Source organism: Clostridium sp. UMB9555A (assembly GCF_030222355.1).
In the GTDB taxonomy this organism is placed as follows: domain Bacteria; phylum Bacillota; class Clostridia; order Clostridiales; family Clostridiaceae; genus Sarcina; species Sarcina perfringens.
Map to the genome: position 1 here is coordinate 137,900 of NZ_JASORQ010000001.1, position 19,904 is coordinate 157,803.

The window sequence follows — 19,904 nt, forward strand, 5'->3', positions numbered from 1 at the left end:
TATTAGGTATGTTAAAATATAATAAGATTTAATATATTTGGAGGGAAATATATGCAAAAAATAATTTTAAATAATGGTGTTAGATTATTATATAAATTTAAAGATATAGAACATACATCTTTTTGCATAAGCTTAGAGAGCGGAGCTAATGCAGAAAATAAAGATGAAATAGGAATGGCACATGCCCTAGAGCATATTTTGTTTAAAGGAAATGAGAAGCTTAAGGAAGATGAGATAAATGAAAAATTAGATGATTTATTTGGATTTAATAATGCTATGACTAATTTCCCTTATGTTATTTATTATGGAACTACTGCAAAGGAAGATTTTGAAGAAGGATTTTCTTTATATTCAGATATAGTTTTAAATTCAAATCTTGAGGAATTTGGTTTTTCAGAAGAATTAAATGTTATAAAACAAGAAAGTGATGAGTGGAAAGAAGATTTAGAGCAACATGTAGAGGACCTTGCTTTAATGAATGGCTTACCAGATGAAAGAATAGGAAACTTAATAATAGGAGAAAAAAATCATATAGAATCTATAAGTTTTAAAGGACTAAAAGATTTTTATGAAAAAAACTATTTAAGTGAAAATATGATTGTCTCAGTTGTTTCCTCTCTTTCTTTAGAAGAAGTAAAAGAGATTGTAGAGAAAAATTTTAATAGAGCAAAAAGTGGAAAAATATCTAAAGATAATTTAGAAAGAAATATTAATTGTGGCATATTCTCTAAAAAGATAGAGGGTAATACTGGGGCAAAAATATGCTGTTTATTTGATATAAATGATTTAAGTATGGAAGAGGTAACTTTACTTAAGGTATTTAATCTTTGGTTTGGTGAAGGGGTAAGCTCCGTATTATATGATGAAATTAGAACTAAGAATGGACTAGCCTATGAAGTTTATAGTGAAGTTAAGTATGAAAAGGGAATAAGATTATTTAAAATTTATTTAGGAACCCCTAAGGAAAAGGAAGAAGAGGCCTTAGGACTTATTGAAAAGTGTATATCAAAGGCTATGGATATAGAAAATTATTTAAGTGAAGAGGGATTAAATAAACTAATAAAGAGATTTAAGCTTAAAAATTCATTAGATTTAGAAAAAAGTATAGTTCTTGCTAATAGAATGGCTATATATGAAACTATGTTTAATAGAGGAGAATATATTTTTGAAGAATTAAACTTAGTTGAAAATTTAAGTTTAAAAGATATGAAAAATTTAATTAAAAGAGTTTTAAAGAAATCCATTGTGCAAATAATTAACTAAGAGGTGATGGCGTGAGAGAGCAGTGGCTACTTAAACAAAGAAAAAGAGATGAAATAGAAAATTTAAAGGAAGAATTAAATATAGATTTATTAACATCTATTCTTTTGGTGAATAGAAATATAAAAGATGAAAAAGATGCACGTGAATTTTTATTTGGTGGAATTGAAAATTTAAATGACCCTTATCTTATGAAAGATATGGAGAAAGGGGTTAAGAGGGTAAAAGAAGCCATAGAAAAAGGAGATAAAATAACCATATATGGAGATTATGATTGCGACGGTGTATCAAGTACTTCAATTCTTTATAAAGGGCTAAAAAGATGCAATGCTAACTTTAATTATCATATTCCAGATAGGGAAGATGAAGGGTATGGTATGAACTCTAAGAGAGTTAAAATTTTAAAGGAAGAAGGCACTAAGGTAATTTTAACTTGTGACAATGGAATTGCAGCCTTTGAAGAAATAGATTTAGCTGAGAAATTAGGCATGGATGTAATATTAACAGATCATCACGATATTCCTTTAGTTAAAGATGAAAATGGAGAGATAGATAAAGAAATTCCAAAGGCCTATGCAGTTATAAACCCTAAACAGGAAGACTGTAATTATCCATTTAAATTCCTATGTGGAGCAGGAATTGCCTTTAAATTTATATGTGCATTATATAAGGAACTAGGGATTCCACAGGAGGAAGCTTTAGAATTATTAGAGATTTGTGCCATTGCCACTGTGTGTGATGTAGTTGATCTATTAGGGGAAAATAGAATAATAGTAAAAAATGGCTTAGAAATGCTTAATAATACTAAAAATAAGGGATTAATAGCCTTAAAAAAATATACAGGTCTTGAAGGAAAGGAAATGGCACAATATCACTTAGGGTTTGTTATAGGCCCTTGTATAAATGCCACTGGAAGACTTGAAACAGCTGACTTATCTGTTGAATTACTTTTAGCTGAAGATGATGAAAAAGCAGATGCTTTAGCTAAGGAGCTTTTTGAGCTTAATCAAAGAAGACAGGAATTAACTAAAGACAGCGTTGATATGGTAATAAAGCAAATAGAAGATAATAATATGGAAAATGACAAGGTTATTTTAGTTTATAATCCTTATATACATGAAAGTATTGCTGGAATTGTGGCAGGAAGAATAAAAGAAAAATATAATGTTCCTACAATAATAATGACTAAGGGAAAAGATATGCCTAAGGGCTCTGCAAGATCTATAGAAGAATATAATATCTTCGAGGAATTATCAAAATGTAAAGAGCTTATAAGCAAATTTGGAGGCCATCCAATGGCTGCTGGTTTATCTGTTGAAGAAAAAAACATACCTATATTAAGAAATATGTTATTAGAAAACTGTAAATTAACAGATTATGATATAATACCAAAGGTTAGAATAGATGTTAAATTGCCTTTAGAAAGTCTAAATTACGGATTAGTAGATAGTTTAGATAAGTTAGAACCCTTTGGAAAAGGAAATTCTAGCCCGCTTTTTGGAGAGAAAGATGTTAAAGTAAGCAGGGTTTGGATAATGGGAAAAGAGCAGAATGTAATTAAATTTAGATGTAAATTAAGGAATAGTTACAAAACCATAGATGCCATAGCCTTTGGAAATAAGGTTGAGGAATTTAAAGAAGATTTTGCTAATAAATATGGAGAAGAGGAATTATTAAGAGTATTAGATGGTGGAAACTGCAACTTTAGCGTTGATTTAATTTATTACCCAAATATAAATGAGTTTAATGGGAATAAATCTATTCAAGCTAATGTAAAATACTTTAGATTATAAAATTAAAGGAGCAATATTTTAAAATATTGCTCCAATGTTTTGTATATAATTAGGCATAAATTAATCATATACAATATCAATATTTAATTTTATTTAATAGTAGACTTTAATAGGTTCAGGTTAAATTCCTTTTTCGTATTGTTCTACCATTCTTTTAACCATTTCTCCACCAACGCTTCCGCATTGTTTAGAACTTAAATCTCCATTGTAATCTGAGAATGGTACTCCCATTTCAGCTGCTACTTCATTTTTGAATTTTGATAATCCGTTTTTTGCTTCTGGTACTAAATGTTGTGACATTTTTCATTCCTCCTTAGTTATTAATTGAGTTTGTATTACTATTAATTGAGTTTGCATTTATATATTGTGCAGAATAGAGTAAAATATGAGAGGGAATTATAGGAGTTATTACAAAAAAATATTTATAAAACCATAGTTTATTTAAAATATTATAAAATCACATTTTATTAAGGGAGTTGATTTTTTGAAAAAGTATAAAATAATTATGACTGGTGGAGGTTCAGCAGGTCATGTTACCCCAAATTTAGCTTTAGTTCCTAAATTAAAAGAGTTAGGGTTTGAAATAAAATATATAGGAAGTAAAAATGGTATAGAAAAAGAAATAATAACTAAGGAGAATATACCTTATTATTCAATATCATCAGGTAAGCTTAGAAGATATTTTGATATAAAAAACTTTACAGATCCATTTAAAGTATTAAAAGGTGTTATGGATGCCTCAAGAATACTTTCAAAAGAAAAACCAGATGTTATATTTTCAAAGGGTGGATTTGTTACAGTACCTGTAGTAATAGCAGCCTCAATGAAAAAAATTCCTGTGGTATCTCATGAATCAGATTTAACCCCTGGATTGGCAAATAAAATAGCATCACCATTTTGTGATACCCTGTGTGTTACATTCCCAGAAAGTCTAAAATATATAAAAGATAATAAAGGGGAATTAACAGGAACACCAATAAGAGAAGACCTTTTAAAGGGAAACAAAGAAAGAGGAAGAAAGTTCTGTAACTTCAAAGAAAATAAAAAAGTTCTTATGATAATTGGTGGTAGTTTAGGTTCAAAAGTTATAAATGAAAGCGTTAGAAAAATTTTAAATGAGATATTAAAAGAATATAATGTTATACATTTATGTGGAAAAGGAAATCTAGATGAATCATTAAAAACCTTAGATGGATATAGACAATATGAGTATATATCAGAGGAACTTCCAGATTTAATGGCTTTAGCAGATTTAGTTATATCTAGAGCAGGAGCAAATACAATATTTGAATTATTAGCTCTTAGAAAGTTAAATATATTAATACCTTTATCAGCTAATGCTTCAAGAGGAGATCAGGTTTTAAATGCTAACTCCTTTGAAAAGAGTGGATATTCTATGGTCATAAAAGAAGAAGAGCTTAATTCAGAATTATTATTAAAATCAATAAAGGATTTAGAAAAAAATAGAGAAAAGTACTTAAATTCCATGAAAATGAGCAAAATAGGCAATGGTGTTAATAATATCATAGATATAATAAAGAAATCGGCACATATGTAAATTTTTATAGATAATTCTTAGCATATAGTAGAAGTTTTACAAGAATTAAGAATAAACTATGAAAATATGTTTCAAAATATCGGAATATGAAACTTGAAAAATTTCTATCAAAGAGTATAATTATTAATGTCGAGTAAAATTAGTTTTGTATCAAATAATATTGGGCTTTAAGATAAAAGATATTATCAAGTATAAGAGGTGTTTTTATGAGTAAAGTATCAGTAATATATTGGAGCAATGGTGGAAATGTTGAAGTATTAGCAAACACTATTGCAGATGAGTTAACAGATTTAGGAGCAGAGGTTTTAATAAAACATGTTTCAAATGCTAAAGTAGAAGATGTACTAGAAGCCGATGCAGTAGCTTTAGGCAGCCCTTCAATGGATAATAATAGAATAGAACAATACGATATGGAACCATTTGTTAATCAATTCAAATTAACTCCAAATAACAACAAAAAAATGATCTTATTTGGATCATATGGTTGGGATAATGGAGAGTTCATGGTTGAATGGGTTAAAAGAATGAAAGATTATGGATTCGACGTTGTTGGAAGTTTAGCTGTAAATGAATCACCAAACGATGATGAAATTAATTCAGCAAAAGAATTAGCAAAAAAATTAATAAAATAATACTTATGCTAATAAGTAATTTTAATTAATTACTTTAAATATATTATAATTTTTAAGATTTTAATTTATATATCTACAAAATTAATGAAAGAGAGGTCATCTCAATGGCAATGAGAAAAATGAAAACTATGGATGGTAACACAGCTGCCGCTTATATATCATATGCGTTCACTGATGTTGCAGCAATATTCCCTATCACTCCATCATCACCAATGGCAGAGTGGGTTGATGAAAACAGTGCAAGAGGATTAAAGAACATATTTGGTCAACCTGTAAAAGTAATGGAAATGCAATCAGAAGCAGGTGCTGCTGGAGCAGTTCACGGTTCATTACAAGCTGGAGCTTTAACTACTACTTACACAGCTTCACAAGGTTTATTATTAATGATACCAAACATGTACAAAATAGCTGGTGAATTATTACCATCAGTATTCCATGTATCAGCTAGAGCATTAGCTACTTCAGCATTAAACATCTTCGGTGATCACCAAGACGTTATGGCTGCAAGACAAACTGGATTCGCTATGTTAGCAGAAGGATCAGTTCAAGAGGTTATGGATTTATCAGCAGTTGCTCACTTAGCAGCTCTTAAAGCTAGAATACCTTTCGTAAACTTCTTCGATGGATTCAGAACATCACATGAAATACAAAAAGTTGAACTTTTACAATACGATGAATTAAAAGAATTAGTAGATATGGAAGCTGTAGAAGAGTTCAGAAGAAGAGCTCTTAACCCTAACAAGCCTGTTACAAGAGGTACAGCTCAAAACCCAGACATCTACTTCCAAGAAAGAGAAGCAGTAAACAAATTCTACGATGCAGTTCCAGAAATAGTTGAGAGCTACATGAAAGAAATCACTAAGTTAACTGGTAGAGAGTACAACTGTTTCGATTACTATGGAGCAGCAGATGCTGAAAGAGTTATCGTAGCTATGGGATCAGTTACTGACTTAATAGAAGAAACTGTAGACTACTTAAACGCTAAAGGAGAAAAAGTTGGTTTAATCAAAGTAAGATTATTCAGACCTTTCTCAAATGAAAGATTAATAAAAGCAATGCCAAAAACTGTTAAAAAGGTTGCTGTTTTAGATAGAACTAAAGAACCAGGTGCTGCAGGAGAACCTCTATACTTAGAAGTTAAGAATGCATTCTACGGATTAGAAAATGCTCCTGTAATAGTTGGTGGTAGATTCGGATTAGGATCAAAAGATACTGTACCAGCTGATATCGTTGCTGTTTACGAAAACTTAAATAAAGAGGATGCTAAAAATGGATTCACTTTATCAATAGTTGATGACGTAACTAACACTTCATTAGAACCAGTTGGAGATATAGATACTACTCCAGAAGGAACTAAAGCTTGTAAGTTCTGGGGATTAGGATCAGACGGAACAGTTGGAGCTAACAAGAGTGCTATCAAAATCATCGGAGACCATACTGACATGTATGCTCAAGGATACTTTGCATATGACTCTAAAAAATCAGGTGGGGTTACAATTTCTCACTTAAGATTCGGTAAACAACCAATAAAATCACCTTACTTAATAAACAAAGCTGATTTCGTTGCTTGTCATAACCAATCATATGTTAACAAATACTTCGTTTTAGATGGATTAAAGAAAAACGGAACATTCTTATTAAACACTATCTGGACTCCAGAAGAAGTTGCTGAACATTTACCAGCAAGCTATAAGAGATTCTTAGCTGAAAACAACATTAAGTTCTACACTTTAAATGCTGTTAAGATAGCTCAAGAAGTTGGTTTAGGTGGAAGAATCAACATGATCATGCAATCAGCATTCTTCAAACTAGCTAACATAATACCAGTAGAAGACGCAGTTAAATACTTAAAAGACGCTGTTGTAACTTCATACGGTAAAAAAGGTGAAAAAGTTGTTAACATGAACCACGCTGCTATAGACAAAGGAATCGACGCTATCGTTGAAATCACTGTTCCAGCTGAGTGGGCTAACGCTAAAGATGAAGTTGTTGAAGCTAAAGAAGTTCCAGCATTCATCAAAAACATTGTTGAACCAATGAACAGATTAGAAGGAGATAAACTTCCTGTATCAGCATTCAACGGAATGGAAGATGGTACTTTCGAACCAGGTACTGCTGCATACGAAAAGAGAGGAATCGGTATAAACATACCAGAATGGATAGCAGACAACTGTATCCAATGTAACCAATGTGCTTACGTTTGTCCTCATGCTACAATAAGACCATTCTTATTAACTGAGGAAGAAGCTAAAAATGCTCCTGCTTCAACTAAGTTAGTTGCTGCTAAAGCATTAAAAACTGAAGAGCCAATGCAATTCACTATGGCTGTAAGTACTTTAGACTGTACTGGATGTGGAAACTGTGCTCAAGTTTGTCCTGCTAAGGAAAAAGCTTTAGTTATGAAACCACAACATACTCAAGAAGATCAAATAGAAGCTTGGGATTACTGTGTAAATGATGTTGCACCTAAGAAAAACCCAATGAACAAAAACACAGTTAAAGGTAGCCAATTCGAGCAACCATTATTCGAGTTCTCAGGAGCTTGTGCTGGATGTGGAGAAACTCCATATGCTAAACTTATAACTCAATTATTCGGAGATAGAATGATGATAGCTAACGCTACTGGATGTTCATCAATCTGGGGTGGATCAGCTCCTTCAACTCCATACACAACTAACCACAATGGTCATGGACCAGCTTGGGCTAACTCATTATTCGAGGACAACGCTGAATTCGGATTAGGTATGTTCTTAGGAGTTAAAGCTATAAGAGAAAGATTAGTTGATCTTGCTGGAAAAGCAATTGAAGCAGGTGTTAAACCAGAAGCTAAAGAAGCTTTAGAAGCTTGGATAGCTGAAGTTGACAACGGAGAAGGAACTAGAGATAGAGCTGACGCTGTTGTAGCTACATTACAAGGTGAAACTAACGAGTTCGCTAAAGAAATATTAAAAGACCAAGACTACTTAGCTAAGAGATCACAATGGATCTTCGGTGGAGACGGATGGGCTTACGACATCGGTTACGGTGGAGTTGACCACGTTTTAGCTAGTGGAGAAGATGTAAACATACTTGTTATGGATACAGAAATCTATTCAAATACTGGTGGTCAGGCTTCTAAATCAACTCCAACTGCTGCTATCGCTAAATTCGCTGCTGCAGGTAAGAGAACTAAGAAGAAAGATTTAGGAATGATGGCTATGAGCTATGGTTACGTATATGTTGCTCAAATAGCTATGGGTGCAGATAAGAACCAAACTCTTAAAGCTATAGCTGAAGCTGAAGCATACAAAGGACCATCATTAATAATAGCTTACGCTCCATGTATCAGCCACGGATTAAAAGCTGGTATGGGTAACTCTCAATTAGAAGAGAAGAGAGCTGTTGAATGCGGATACTGGGCTATGTACAGATTCAACCCAATGTTAAAAGAAACTGGTAAGAATCCATTCTCATTAGACTCTAAAGAACCAACTGGTGATTTCAGAGAATTCATAATGGGAGAAGTTAGATACGCTGCATTAGCAAAAGCATTCCCAGAAGCTGCTGAAGCTTTATTCGAAAAGACTGAAAGAGATGCTAAAGAAAGATTAGAAAACTACAAAAAACTTGCTGCTAACTAGTAAGTAGTAGATAACTAATTACGTTTAATATATATTGATTGAAGTATAAAATAATATAAGAGTTAGAGTGTTAATACTCTAACTCTTATTTTTTTATTTAAATTTACTTGTAAAGGAGAAGAGCTTATATATAAGTAAAAAAACTAATCTTATAAGGTGAAAAGAATTAATATATTTAGTTTTTATAAAAAATTAAAGGATAAATATCAATATAAATTAATAATTAAATATATTGGTATAGATATAAATATTAATAAATTTTAAATATAAAATTATTATATGGTCAATTAGAAAAAATAAAATTTTAAATAAATAAATATTCTTTTTTATATTTATTTAATAAATTTTTAATAAAATGTTAATTAAATAAGTCGCTTAATGATATTAATTTAAATAGCAAGGAAATAAGAGGAAATAGAAGTATTTTGAAGAAAAAGATTATTAATTAGAGAATTTGGTGAGTGATAGAGATAAATGGAAGAATGAAACTTTTGAATAAATTGTTAACAGAGGTTATTATTTAAATATAGTTGGTAGCTATTATTCAAGACAAAAATTTAGAGCATAATAAATTTTTGTCTTAGGTAATAGTTGTTAATTGTTGAGGCTTAGTTATTAAACTTAAGTTTCTAAAATTATAATTTAAACAATAACAACAGAGGAGGCGTTTGTTATGCCAAGTAAATCAAGTGCAAATGCAAAGACACTTACTTTGTTTGGGTTCTTTGCTATGACAGCATCAATGGTAATGACAGTATATGAATACCCTACATTTGCAACATCAGGATTTCATTTAGTATTTTTCTTAATTGTAGGCGGACTTTTATGGTTCTTACCAGTTGCATTATGTGCAGCAGAAATGGCAACTGTAGATGGATGGGAAGAAGGAGGTATCTTTTCCTGGGTAGGTAATACTTTAGGTGAAAGATGGGGATTCGCAGCGATCTTCTTCCAATGGTTCCAAATAACAGTTGGGTTTGTTACAATGATTTATTTTATACTAGGGGCTCTATCTTATGTGCTAAATTGGCCAGCATTAAATAGTAATCCAGTAATAAAATTTATAGGCGTTTTAATAATATTCTGGGGATTAACTTTTTCACAATTTGGAGGAACTAAAAATACAGCAAAAATAGCTAAAGCTGGATTTGTTTTCGGAGTTGTAGTTCCAGCAATTATATTATTTATATTAGGTATAATGTACATAGCAAAAGGTAATCCAGTACACGTTGACTTAAGTGCACATGCTCTTATACCTGATTTTACAAAGGTTAATACATTAGTTGTATTCGTATCATTTATATTAGCATATATGGGAGTTGAAGCATCAGCATCACATGTTAATAAATTAGAAAATGCAAGTAAAAACTATCCATTAGCTATGTTTATACTTGTTGTATTAGCAATAGTTCTTAATACAGTAGGTGGTTTAACAGTAGCAGCAGTTATACCAGCAGATCAATTAAATTTAAGTGCTGGGGTTGTTCAAACATTCCACCAATTAGTAGTTGTAAACTTAGGTGAAAGTTTTGATTGGATAACAAGAGTAGTAGCATTATTATTAGCTTTAGGAGTTATGGCAGAAGTAAGTTCATGGGTTGTAGGTCCTTCAGAAGGTATGTATGCAGCAGCTAAAAAAGGATTATTACCTAAAAAATTAACTGAAGTTAATAAACATGAAGTTCCAGTTCCATTAGTATTAGTTCAAGGGTTAGTAGTTACTATATGGGCAGCAGTTTTAACATTCGGTGGTGGTGGAAATAACGTTTCATTCCTTACTGCCATATCATTAACAGTTGTTATATACTTAGTTGGATATTTATTATTCTTCATAGGATATATTATTTTAATATTAAAACATGATGATTTAAAACGTGCATATCATGTACCAGGTGGAAAAACATTTAAGATGATAGTAGCAATAGTTGGATTTGCTGTATCAGTATTTGCTTTAGTTATTTCATTTGTACCACCATCACAATTAACTGGAAATAGTGTATCAGAATATTTAACTATATTATCTGTAAGTTTCATAGTCACAGTTCTAATTCCATTCATAATTTATGCTTTGCACAATAAATGGAATAAATAAATTAGAGTTATATTTGAAGTAGTCTATAATTTTAGACTACTTCAAATATTTTTAAGAGAAATAATTAAAAATATTTGAAATTTTAACTATGTACTAAGAGAGGTGATGAGTATGAATTATTATATAAGTATATTATTTAGAGCCATACCATTATTAATGGGAATAATATGTCTTACTTATGGATCATATATATATACACTTGGAGATAAATTTGGTAATGGGTATATAATTGCTAGTCATGTAATAATATTTTTTGCTACCATATGTATAGCTTTATTTACTACAGCAGCAACAATAATAAGACAATTGATAAATAAATATAATTCATTTTTTAAGTTTATTTTGCCTACCATTGGATATTTATGTTCAGCAATAAGTATAGTAGGTGGATTATATTTTGCTTTAAACAATGGTGGGAATCCTGCGTATTTTGTAGCTGGTAATATAGGTTTTGGCGTAGGATTAATAGCGTGCTGTGTGTCTACAGTGGCATTATCATCAACAAAATTTTTACTTATACCTAGTAATAGTAAAAATTTAAAAGAAGGAGAAAAACCTAAAGATTGTTTTAGTAACGAATCATCAACTATAATTATATCTATACCAATAATATGTACTATAATAGGTTTATTATTTGCATTTAAACTTTTAATTAATACAGATAAGGTACCTAGTTTAGTAGCTGGATTTGTACTTTTAGGGATATCTTTAGTTTGTGGAAGCTTAATATCACTAGTAGCTAGTGTTTGTAGGCAAATACAAAATACTTTTACTAACAAAGAACGTTGGAAATGGTCCATATTAGTTATTGTATTAGGAAGTATAAACTTTATATTAGGAATATGCGTACTTTTATTTAGTAAAAATCAAACCTTTATAGCACCAGGATATGTATTAATAGGTTTGGGATTAGTATGCTATAGTATTTCAAGTAAGGTAGTATTGCTTGCTTCAGTGTGGAGAAGAGAGAGCAAGTTGTCTAAGAGAATTCCTTTAATACCTGTTATGACAGCATTAGCTTGTTTATTTTTATCCGCATATTTATCAGAGGCTGAATTAGTTAACATGGCATATTTTGTACCAGCTCATGTCATGGTTGGATTAGGAGCTATATGCTTCACATTATTCTCTATAGTATCAATATTAGAGAGTGGTACATCAAATTAAATTTATGTATTTTATAGAAGTGAATTCTTAAAGATTCACTTCTTTTTTTATAAATATCTAATGGAAATAAAGGTTTATAAATATTGAATCTATTAAGGAATTATTGAAAAGAAATTTTTTGCTTAAATGTTTAATAAAATGTTAATGAAATATAAATTTAAAGATATAGTTTACATAAGTATATATTTAATCAACATTTTGTTATATATATATTATTTTATTAAAATATGAAATAATAAGTTTATTTGCAGTAAAATAATAAAATTTATTTGGGTTATTTTGAAATATTATTAATAAAAGTGATTCTAAAATATTTTATAGAGAAAAAAAGAGTAAATTGAAGAAATTAAGAGCATTAAAGAGAAAAACTAAATGTTAATAAATAAATAATAAAATATTAACAAAATGTAACGAATTAACGAATTTAAATATTATATCAAAAGGTGTATTATATAAATAACTTGATGAGGTAATCATTGAGAAAATATAAATAAAATTATTAATATTCCTAAAAATTACTCTTAATTTCTTGAGAGTCATGAAGAGATTAAGAGTGGTTTTTAGCTAAATTAGGAGGTATTTAAAATGCTTTTTGGAAAAAATGAATTAGGTAGTCAATTTGAAACACCAATATTTGGTACTGTAGAAAGTAATGAGTCTATTCCTAAATATGAATTAGCTAAAAAATCAATTGCACCACAAGTTGCATATAGATTAATTAAGGATGATTTATTAGATGAAGGTAATGCTCGTCAAAACTTATGTACTTTCTGTCAAACTTATATGGATGATGAAGCTGTAAAATTAATGTCAGAGACATTAGAAAAGAATGCTATAGATAAATCAGAATATCCTCAAACAACTGATTTAGAAAATCGTTGTGTAAATATACTAGCAGATTTATGGCATGCACCAAAAAATGAAAGTTTTATGGGAACTTCAACAGTTGGATCATCAGAAGCTTGTATGCTTGGTGGTATGGCTATGAAATTTAGATGGAGAAATAGAGCTAAAGCTTTAGGTATGGATGTTACATCAAGAAAACCAAACTTAGTAATTTCTTCAGGATATCAAGTATGTTGGGAAAAATTCTGTGTTTACTGGGATATAGAAATGAGATTAGTTCCAATGGATGAAGAACATATGAGTATAAATGTAGATAAAGTTTTAGACTATGTTGATGATTATACAATTGGTGTAGTTGGAATACTAGGAATTACATACACTGGAAAATATGATGATATTAAAGCTTTAGATAAAAAACTTGAAGAGTACAATAAAACTGCAAAATTAACAGTTCCAATGCATATAGATGCTGCTTCAGGTGGTATGTTTGCTCCATTTATAGAACCAGAACTAGAGTGGGACTTCAGACTTAAAAATGTTGTTTCAATAAGTACATCAGGTCATAAATATGGACTAGTTTATCCTGGTATAGGTTGGGTATTATGGAGAGATAAAGAATACTTACCTCAAGAATTAGTATTTGACGTAAGCTACTTAGGAGGAAAAATACCAACAATGGCAATTAACTTCTCAAGATCAGCTAGCCAAATTATAGGTCAATATTATAACTTCTTAAGATATGGATTTGAAGGATATAGACAAATACATCAAAGAACAAAAGATGTTGCTATGTACTTATCATCTGAGCTTGAAAAGACTGGATTATTTGAGATATACAACAATGGTGAAAATCTACCAATAGTTTGCTATAAATTAAAAGAAGATGCAAAGGTTGATTGGACATTATATGATTTAGCAGATAGATTATTAATGAAAGGATGGCAAGTACCAGCTTATCCATTACCAGCAGATTTACAAGACACTATAATTCAAAGAGTTGTTTGTCGTGCTGACTTTAGTCATAACTTAGCAGAATTATACTTAAGAGACTTAAAAGCTGCTATAGAAGATTTAAATAATGCAAGAGTTTTAAATCAAAAAGCTAAAACAGGAGTACAAGGATTTACTCACTAGTATATAATAAAAAAACTCTCCTTAAGATATTTTCTTTAAGGAGAGTTTTTTATTATAAATTGTAATTATTATAAATATTATTTTTTTATTGATTATAATATTATATTATGTTAAGAATATAATTAAATATTATAAAGAAAATGCTTTTATTATTTTGTATTTAAGGTTACAATTAATATAAAGTAAATTTTCCACAAGGGAGGAAAGATTATGTCAGATAAAGATTTAAACAAATGCTGCGGAGGTAACTGCGGTTGCGGAAGCGAAAAAGAAGAAAAACATGAAGGATGCGGATGTGGTGGACACGGTCACGATCATGGACATGACCATCATGAAGGATGCGGATGCGGAGATGAGCATGTAGAACATTTCGTTGTAGATTTAGAAGATGAAGAAGGAAACACAATAACTTGTGATGTTATTGATGCTTTTGAATATAAAGATGAAGAGTACGTTTTAGTACAACATCCTGATGAATCAGTTTACCTATTCAAATCTCAAGGTGAAGAAGGAGAATTAGTTCTTCCTTCAGAAGAAGAGTTTGATGAAGTTGTTAAATTCTACGAAGAAAATGTAGCTGAATAATAAATAAAAGATGATGTTTTACATCATCTTTTATTTAGTTTATAACACTTTTTATAAATTTTACTTGGAATGTGGAGAATAAAATGGAGAAATTAGCTATATTTGATGTTGACTTTACTTTAACTAGTAAGGAAACTTTACTACAGTTATTTAAATTTTTAATAAAGGAAGATAAGAAAAACTTAAAATTCCTACCAAGGGCTGCTTTTTCAGGACTTATGTATGGATTAAAGTTTTATGATGAAAAAAAAGTTAAGCAATCATTTCTTAAATTTATAGATGGAGTAGAAGAGAATGATTTAAAAATCCTTGTCAAAAAATATTATGATGAGGTTTTAAGTAAAATAATTTATAAAGATTCTATTGATATGATGAAAAAGTTGAAATCAGAAGGATATAAAATTTACTTAATTTCAGCTTCGCCAGAGTTTTATTTAAATGAGCTTTATAATATAAAAGAAGTAGATGTTATAATAGGAACAAGGTTCTCCTTTAATGAAGGAAAGTTTGAAAGAAAGATGGTAGGGGAGAACTGTAAAGGGAAAGAAAAGGTTAGACGACTTAAGGAATACTTACAAGAACATAATATAGAGGTAGATTATAAAAACTCATATATGTTTTCAGATTCACTTTCAGATAAACCTCTATTAGATCTAGTAGGAAATGCCTATTTAATAAATTATAAGAAAAATAATAAGAATTATAAAATTTTAAATTGGAAATAAAAAAGCAATCTCTATTTAGAGATTGCTTTTATTTTAATTAAAATTATTTACTAACTCTTGTTGTGATTATTTGAGTTAATGGTGGTACAACTTGTTTCTTTCTTGAAAGAACTCCAGGTAAGAAAGTAGTTGAGTCCTCTAATTTAACTTTGAATGCTTCTTCAGCTATTTCAGGACTTCTTCCAGCCACTAATATTTGTGAACCTTCATTTATTATGTCAGTAAGTAATAACATAATCATTTCTAATCCCATTGATTCAGCCTTTTGATTCATGTAATCTAACATTTCACCTTTTAAAGGCATGAATCCTTCTATGTCCATTGTGTTAACTTGAGCAACACCTACTTTAACACCTTCAATTGTGAAAGGTTTGAAGTCAGCGTTGAATATTTCTTCAATAGATTTTCCTTTTAATGAAGTACCAGCTTTAAACATTTCTTTAGCAAATGTTTCAGGAACTATTCCTGCTATTTCAGCAAGTTTTCTGCACATTTTCACGTCTTGTGGAGTACAAGTTGGTGATTTAAATAATAATGTGTCTGAAATTATAGCTCCACATAAAAGTCCAGCAGCTTCTCTTGATGGTCTGATTCCATTTTCGAAGAATCTCTTAGCAACTATTGTTGAAGTACTTCCAAGAGGTTCATTTCTGAAGTATATAGGGTTACCAGTTTGGATATCTGCAACTCTATGATGGTCTATGATTTCTAATACTTCAGCATCTTCTAAACCATGTACTGATTGACCTCTTTCGTTATGGTCAACTTGGATAACTTTTTTCTTATGAGTAGAAATTAAGTGGAATCTTGCAATTGAACCAACTACTTTGTTATTTTCATCTATTACAGGATAGTTACTGTACCTAGTTTCACTCATTGTTACTTTTACATCTTCAACTAAATCATCAGTAGATACAGCTACTAAGTTATCTTTAGTCATAACATAGTCTACTGGTAAACTTTGAACGATTAATCTTGATGCAGTGAATGAATCATGAGGAGTTGTAATAACAGTTATGTTATTTTTCTTAGCAAGTTCTATTATTTCTTTAGAAGGTGTATGTCCACCTGTTACTATTAATAAAGAAACTTTTAACTCTATTAATTCAGCTTGTATTTCAGCTCTATCTCCAGCTATAGCTATGTCACCTTCGCTTATGAATTCTTTTAAAGATTCAGCTTGCATAGCAGCAACTACAACTTTTCCTGGGAAGACTTTAATTTCTTCATTTACGTTTTGAGCTTCAGCAGATAATGTATCTAATATGTTATCTAATGAAGTAGCACTTTTAGCAAGAATATTGCTATCCCAAATATCCATGTATGTTGCAGTTATATTTGATGTTGATAACATTCCAAGTAAGTGGTTATTTCCATCAGCAACAGGAATTGATTTTAAGTTTTTATCCCTCATTATGTTCCAAGCCATTTTTAATGAAACTTCTGGAGCTAATGGGGCTATTTTATCCATTTCTAAATCTTCAACTTTTAGTTTAACTGTTTCTAAAAATTGAGGTGCTTCTACACCAAAATAATCAAGTATGTATTGAGTTTCTTGGTTAACATTTCCTAATCTAACTGGTATAGCAGGAGTGTCTTGAGTTTTGTTTTTAAATTCAGCATATGCTAAGGCAGCACATATTGAATCTGAATCAGGATTTTTATGTCCTGTAATGTATATAACATCCTTCATTTAGGTTGCCTCCTTTGTTATTCGAAATTTTTTAATTCATGAATATATTTTAATTCCTAAATTATGAAAAGTAAAGTTTAACAACACTCATTTTATCATAGTTTAATAGAATTTTCTATGAGGTAAAATTTAAGAATTATTCTTAATATAGGGTGTTACATAAGAAAAATTTTAGTTCTAAAAACAAGTTGTTTAAACATATATTACAATAGATTGCTAGGAAAAGAAGGAGGAACAAGAAGTTATGCATGAGAAAGAACTCTTTAGAGGGTTAACAACTCAAGAAGCTAAACAACGAATAGAAAAATTTGGATTAAATGAAATAACAGAAAAGAAAAAGGTATCTGCTATAAAAATATTATTACAACAATTTAATGATTTTATAATATGGGTTTTAATTGGAGCTACTATTATATCGGGACTTATGGGCGATGTTGCAGATGCTATTACTATATTTGTTATTGTTGTAATAAACGGAATTTTAGGATTTGTACAAGAATTTAAGACAGAAAAATCTTTAGATGCTTTAAAGTCCTTAGCAGCACCTACTTGTAAGGTATTAAGAGATGGGAATATTAAAGTAATTAATGCTAATGAATTAACTATAGGGGATGTTGTAATATTAGAGGCTGGAGATAGAGTACCTGCTGATGGAGAAATTTTTGAGTGTACAAACTTTATGATTGATGAATCATTACTTACTGGAGAATCAGTTGGAGTTAACAAAACAAATAATTCTAAAGAAGCTTCTCTAATTTACATGGGGACTAAAGTATTAAAAGGTAAAGGAAGATTTAGAGTAACAGCTATAGGTATGAGTACAAAAATGGGATCTATAGCAGATATGTTACAAGACATAGAAGAGGAAAAATCTCCTCTTAAAGAGAGATTAGATGGGTTAGGAAAAATTTTACTTGTATTATGTTTAGCTATATGTGCTTTAGTTACTATATTAGGTATTATAAGAGGAAATGATTTAACAGAAATGTTTTTGCTAGGTGTTAGTTTAGCCGTGGCAGCTATACCAGAAGGATTGGCCGCTATAGTAACAGTTTCTTTAGCTTTAGGAGTTTCTAGAATGTTAAAAAGAAATGCCTTAGTAAAGAAATTACCAGCTGTTGAAACTCTAGGATGTACCTCAGTTATATGTAGTGATAAGACTGGTACATTAACTCAGAATAAGATGACTGTTAAAGAAATTTTTGTAGATGGAAAGCATTGTAGACTAGATGTGGATAAAATTCCAAATTCACCTATTTTAATGAAAGCTTTTGTTTATTGTAATGATTGTAACTATGATTTTTCAAAGGATAAATTAGATGATGTATTAAATGGTGATCCTACAGAAACAGCTTTAATAAAGGCATATTTTAATAATGTAGATATATTAAAAAATACAGTATCTAATGTAAATAGAGTTTTTGATATACCTTTTGATTCAAGTAGAAAAATGATGTCAGTTATAGTTAAGGAGAATGGAAGAGAAGCTTGTTATGTAAAAGGTGCTCCAGAAAGACTTATAAATAAATGTAGATATATACATGAGGAAGGTAGGGTTAAATTACTAACTTCTCAGAAAAAACAACAAATATTGAATGTTGTGGAGAATATGAGTAATAGAGCATTAAGATGTATAGGAGGAGCATATAGAGTAGAGAATTTAACTAGAAGTGAAAGTCTTGAAAATGAACTTATATTTCTTGGAATTGCAGGGATAATAGATCCACCTAGACCAGAGGTTAAGGACTCAGTTATAAAATGTAGATTAGCAGGAATAACTCCTGTAATGATAACTGGTGACCATAAAAACACTGCTTTTGCCATAGGAAAAGATTTAAATATTGCTAAGTCTCAGGATCAAGTAATAACTGGAGAAGAATTAGACAAATTAGATGATAAAGAACTTAAAAAGAGAGTTAATAAGTTAAGAATATTTGCTAGGGTTACTCCTAATCATAAGCTTAGAATAGTTAAGGCATTTAAGCAAAATGGAAATATAGTTGCTATGACTGGAGATGGAGTAAATGATGCTCCAGCTATAAAAGAAGCTGATATTGGGGTTGCTATGGGAATTTCAGGTACTGATGTTACAAAGGAAGCTTCTTCAATGATTTTAATGGATGATAACTTTGAAACCATAGTATCAGCAGTAGAAGAGGGAAGAATAATATATGATAATATAAGAAAATTCATAAGATATTTATTGTCATGTAATTTAGGAGAAGTTTTAACAATGTTTTTAGCTACCATATTCTATCTTCCAACTCCTATGTTACCTATACAAATACTTTTTGTAAATTTAGCTACAGATGGACTTCCTGCAATAGCTTTAGGAGTTGATCCTGCTGATAAGGATATAATGAATCAACAGCCTAGAAGTAAGAAAGAAGGTATATTTGCTAGAGGACTTACTGAGAAAATTTTAGTAAGAGGATGTTTAATTGGAATATGTACTTTACTAACTTTTATTGTTGGTGGATTATACGGAATGGATTTAAATACATGTAGAACTATGGCTTTATCAACATTAGTTATGTCTCAATTATTACATGTTTTTGAATGTAGATCAGAAAGGCATTCAATTTTTGAAATAAAATTATTTACTAATATGTACTTGGTAGGTGCAGTAGCGATATCCATACTTATGTTATTAAGTATTATTTACATTCCTTTCTTTAGTGGAATATTCCATACTACAGTATTAGGTATAAATCATTGGTTAATAGTTTTATTCTTCTCAACAATAATATTCTTTATAAATAGCTTATACTTATTTATCAAAGTAAAGAAATAAATTTA

The 19,904-nt window shown here is 30.0% G+C and carries 13 protein-coding genes; 11 read left to right on the forward strand and 2 right to left on the reverse strand.

The features are described from left to right. Positions 1 to 51: 51 nt before the first annotated feature. Together QP548_RS00585 and recJ are read left to right on the forward strand one after the other, a co-directional pair. Positions 52 to 1,263 (forward strand): M16 family metallopeptidase, encoded by a 1,212-nt coding sequence (locus tag QP548_RS00585; protein ID WP_061429020.1) that lies wholly within the window; start codon positions 52 to 54, stop codon positions 1,261 to 1,263. Between the two features lie 11 nt (positions 1,264 to 1,274). Then, positions 1,275 to 3,053: a single-stranded-DNA-specific exonuclease RecJ gene (recJ, locus tag QP548_RS00590; RefSeq protein ID WP_061429019.1), complete on the forward strand. Its 1,779-nt coding sequence runs from the start codon at positions 1,275 to 1,277 to the stop codon at positions 3,051 to 3,053. 120 nt (positions 3,054 to 3,173) lie between these two features. Here the strand turns inward: recJ and QP548_RS00595 are convergent, their stop codons facing one another. Next, on the reverse strand, positions 3,174 to 3,353 hold the full coding sequence (locus QP548_RS00595; protein WP_003451068.1) for an alpha/beta-type small acid-soluble spore protein: 180 nt from the start codon (positions 3,351 to 3,353) through the stop codon (positions 3,174 to 3,176). A 184-nt stretch (positions 3,354 to 3,537) separates the two neighbouring features. On the opposite strand from QP548_RS00595, the gene QP548_RS00600 reads away from it, so the two are divergent. The 8 genes from QP548_RS00600 to QP548_RS00635 all read left to right on the forward strand — a co-directional run bounded on the left by QP548_RS00600 (position 3,538) and on the right by QP548_RS00635 (position 15,412). Further along, positions 3,538 to 4,611 carry an undecaprenyldiphospho-muramoylpentapeptide beta-N-acetylglucosaminyltransferase gene (locus tag QP548_RS00600; protein WP_061429018.1) on the forward strand — a complete coding sequence of 358 codons (1,074 nt, stop codon included), beginning with the start codon at positions 3,538 to 3,540 and terminating at the stop codon, positions 4,609 to 4,611. A gap of 206 nt (positions 4,612 to 4,817) precedes the next feature. Continuing rightward, positions 4,818 to 5,243 carry a flavodoxin gene (locus tag QP548_RS00605; RefSeq protein ID WP_003451301.1) on the forward strand — a complete coding sequence of 142 codons (426 nt, stop codon included), beginning with the start codon at positions 4,818 to 4,820 and terminating at the stop codon, positions 5,241 to 5,243. 110 nt (positions 5,244 to 5,353) lie between these two features. Then, complete coding sequence (nifJ, locus tag QP548_RS00610) at positions 5,354 to 8,863, forward strand: pyruvate:ferredoxin (flavodoxin) oxidoreductase (protein ID WP_061429458.1); 3,510 nt, start codon at positions 5,354 to 5,356, stop codon at positions 8,861 to 8,863. Positions 8,864 to 9,536: 673 nt separating this feature from the next. Continuing rightward, positions 9,537 to 10,955 (forward strand): glutamate:gamma-aminobutyrate antiporter, encoded by a 1,419-nt coding sequence (gadC, locus tag QP548_RS00615; RefSeq protein WP_061429017.1) that lies wholly within the window; start codon positions 9,537 to 9,539, stop codon positions 10,953 to 10,955. Between the two features lie 111 nt (positions 10,956 to 11,066). Further along, positions 11,067 to 12,122 carry a DUF2776 family protein gene (locus QP548_RS00620; RefSeq protein WP_061429016.1) on the forward strand — a complete coding sequence of 352 codons (1,056 nt, stop codon included), beginning with the start codon at positions 11,067 to 11,069 and terminating at the stop codon, positions 12,120 to 12,122. A gap of 585 nt (positions 12,123 to 12,707) precedes the next feature. Then, the gene (locus QP548_RS00625; RefSeq protein WP_061429015.1) at positions 12,708 to 14,102 is read left to right on the forward strand and encodes a glutamate decarboxylase; all 1,395 of its coding nucleotides are present in this window, start codon (positions 12,708 to 12,710) and stop codon (positions 14,100 to 14,102) included. A gap of 210 nt (positions 14,103 to 14,312) precedes the next feature. Beyond that, positions 14,313 to 14,687, forward strand: coding sequence for a DUF1292 domain-containing protein (locus QP548_RS00630; protein WP_061429014.1), 375 nt, complete (start codon positions 14,313 to 14,315; stop codon positions 14,685 to 14,687). An 83-nt stretch (positions 14,688 to 14,770) separates the two neighbouring features. After that, entirely contained in the window at positions 14,771 to 15,412 is a 642-nt protein-coding gene (locus QP548_RS00635; protein WP_061429013.1) for an HAD-IB family hydrolase, read from the forward strand. Positions 15,413 to 15,455: 43 nt separating this feature from the next. Here the strand turns inward: QP548_RS00635 and QP548_RS00640 are convergent, their stop codons facing one another. After that, positions 15,456 to 17,105 carry a putative manganese-dependent inorganic diphosphatase gene (locus QP548_RS00640; RefSeq protein WP_061429012.1) on the reverse strand — a complete coding sequence of 550 codons (1,650 nt, stop codon included), beginning with the start codon at positions 17,103 to 17,105 and terminating at the stop codon, positions 15,456 to 15,458. 244 nt (positions 17,106 to 17,349) lie between these two features. Between QP548_RS00640 and QP548_RS00645 the strand changes: the two genes are divergently transcribed. Further along, a complete protein-coding gene (locus QP548_RS00645) occupies positions 17,350 to 19,899 on the forward strand; it encodes a calcium-translocating P-type ATPase, PMCA-type (RefSeq protein ID WP_061429011.1) in 2,550 nt (849 codons plus the stop codon). Positions 19,900 to 19,904: the final 5 nt, after the last annotated feature.

Excerpts from the sequence above, each read along its gene's own strand:
- QP548_RS00585 (WP_061429020.1), top strand. The coding sequence starts at position 52 with ATGCAAAAAATAATTTTAAATAATGGTGTTAGATTATTATATAAATTT.
- QP548_RS00595 (WP_003451068.1), bottom strand. The coding sequence starts at position 3,353 with ATGTCACAACATTTAGTACCAGAAGCAAAAAACGGATTATCAAAATTC.
- QP548_RS00605 (WP_003451301.1), top strand. The coding sequence starts at position 4,818 with ATGAGTAAAGTATCAGTAATATATTGGAGCAATGGTGGAAATGTTGAA.
- nifJ (WP_061429458.1), top strand. The coding sequence starts at position 5,354 with ATGAGAAAAATGAAAACTATGGATGGTAACACAGCTGCCGCTTATATA.
- gadC (WP_061429017.1), top strand. The coding sequence starts at position 9,537 with ATGCCAAGTAAATCAAGTGCAAATGCAAAGACACTTACTTTGTTTGGG.
- QP548_RS00620 (WP_061429016.1), top strand. The coding sequence starts at position 11,067 with ATGAATTATTATATAAGTATATTATTTAGAGCCATACCATTATTAATG.
- QP548_RS00625 (WP_061429015.1), top strand. The coding sequence starts at position 12,708 with ATGCTTTTTGGAAAAAATGAATTAGGTAGTCAATTTGAAACACCAATA.
- QP548_RS00630 (WP_061429014.1), top strand. The coding sequence starts at position 14,313 with ATGTCAGATAAAGATTTAAACAAATGCTGCGGAGGTAACTGCGGTTGC.
- QP548_RS00635 (WP_061429013.1), top strand. The coding sequence starts at position 14,771 with ATGGAGAAATTAGCTATATTTGATGTTGACTTTACTTTAACTAGTAAG.
- QP548_RS00640 (WP_061429012.1), bottom strand. The coding sequence starts at position 17,105 with ATGAAGGATGTTATATACATTACAGGACATAAAAATCCTGATTCAGAT.
- QP548_RS00645 (WP_061429011.1), top strand. The coding sequence starts at position 17,350 with ATGCATGAGAAAGAACTCTTTAGAGGGTTAACAACTCAAGAAGCTAAA.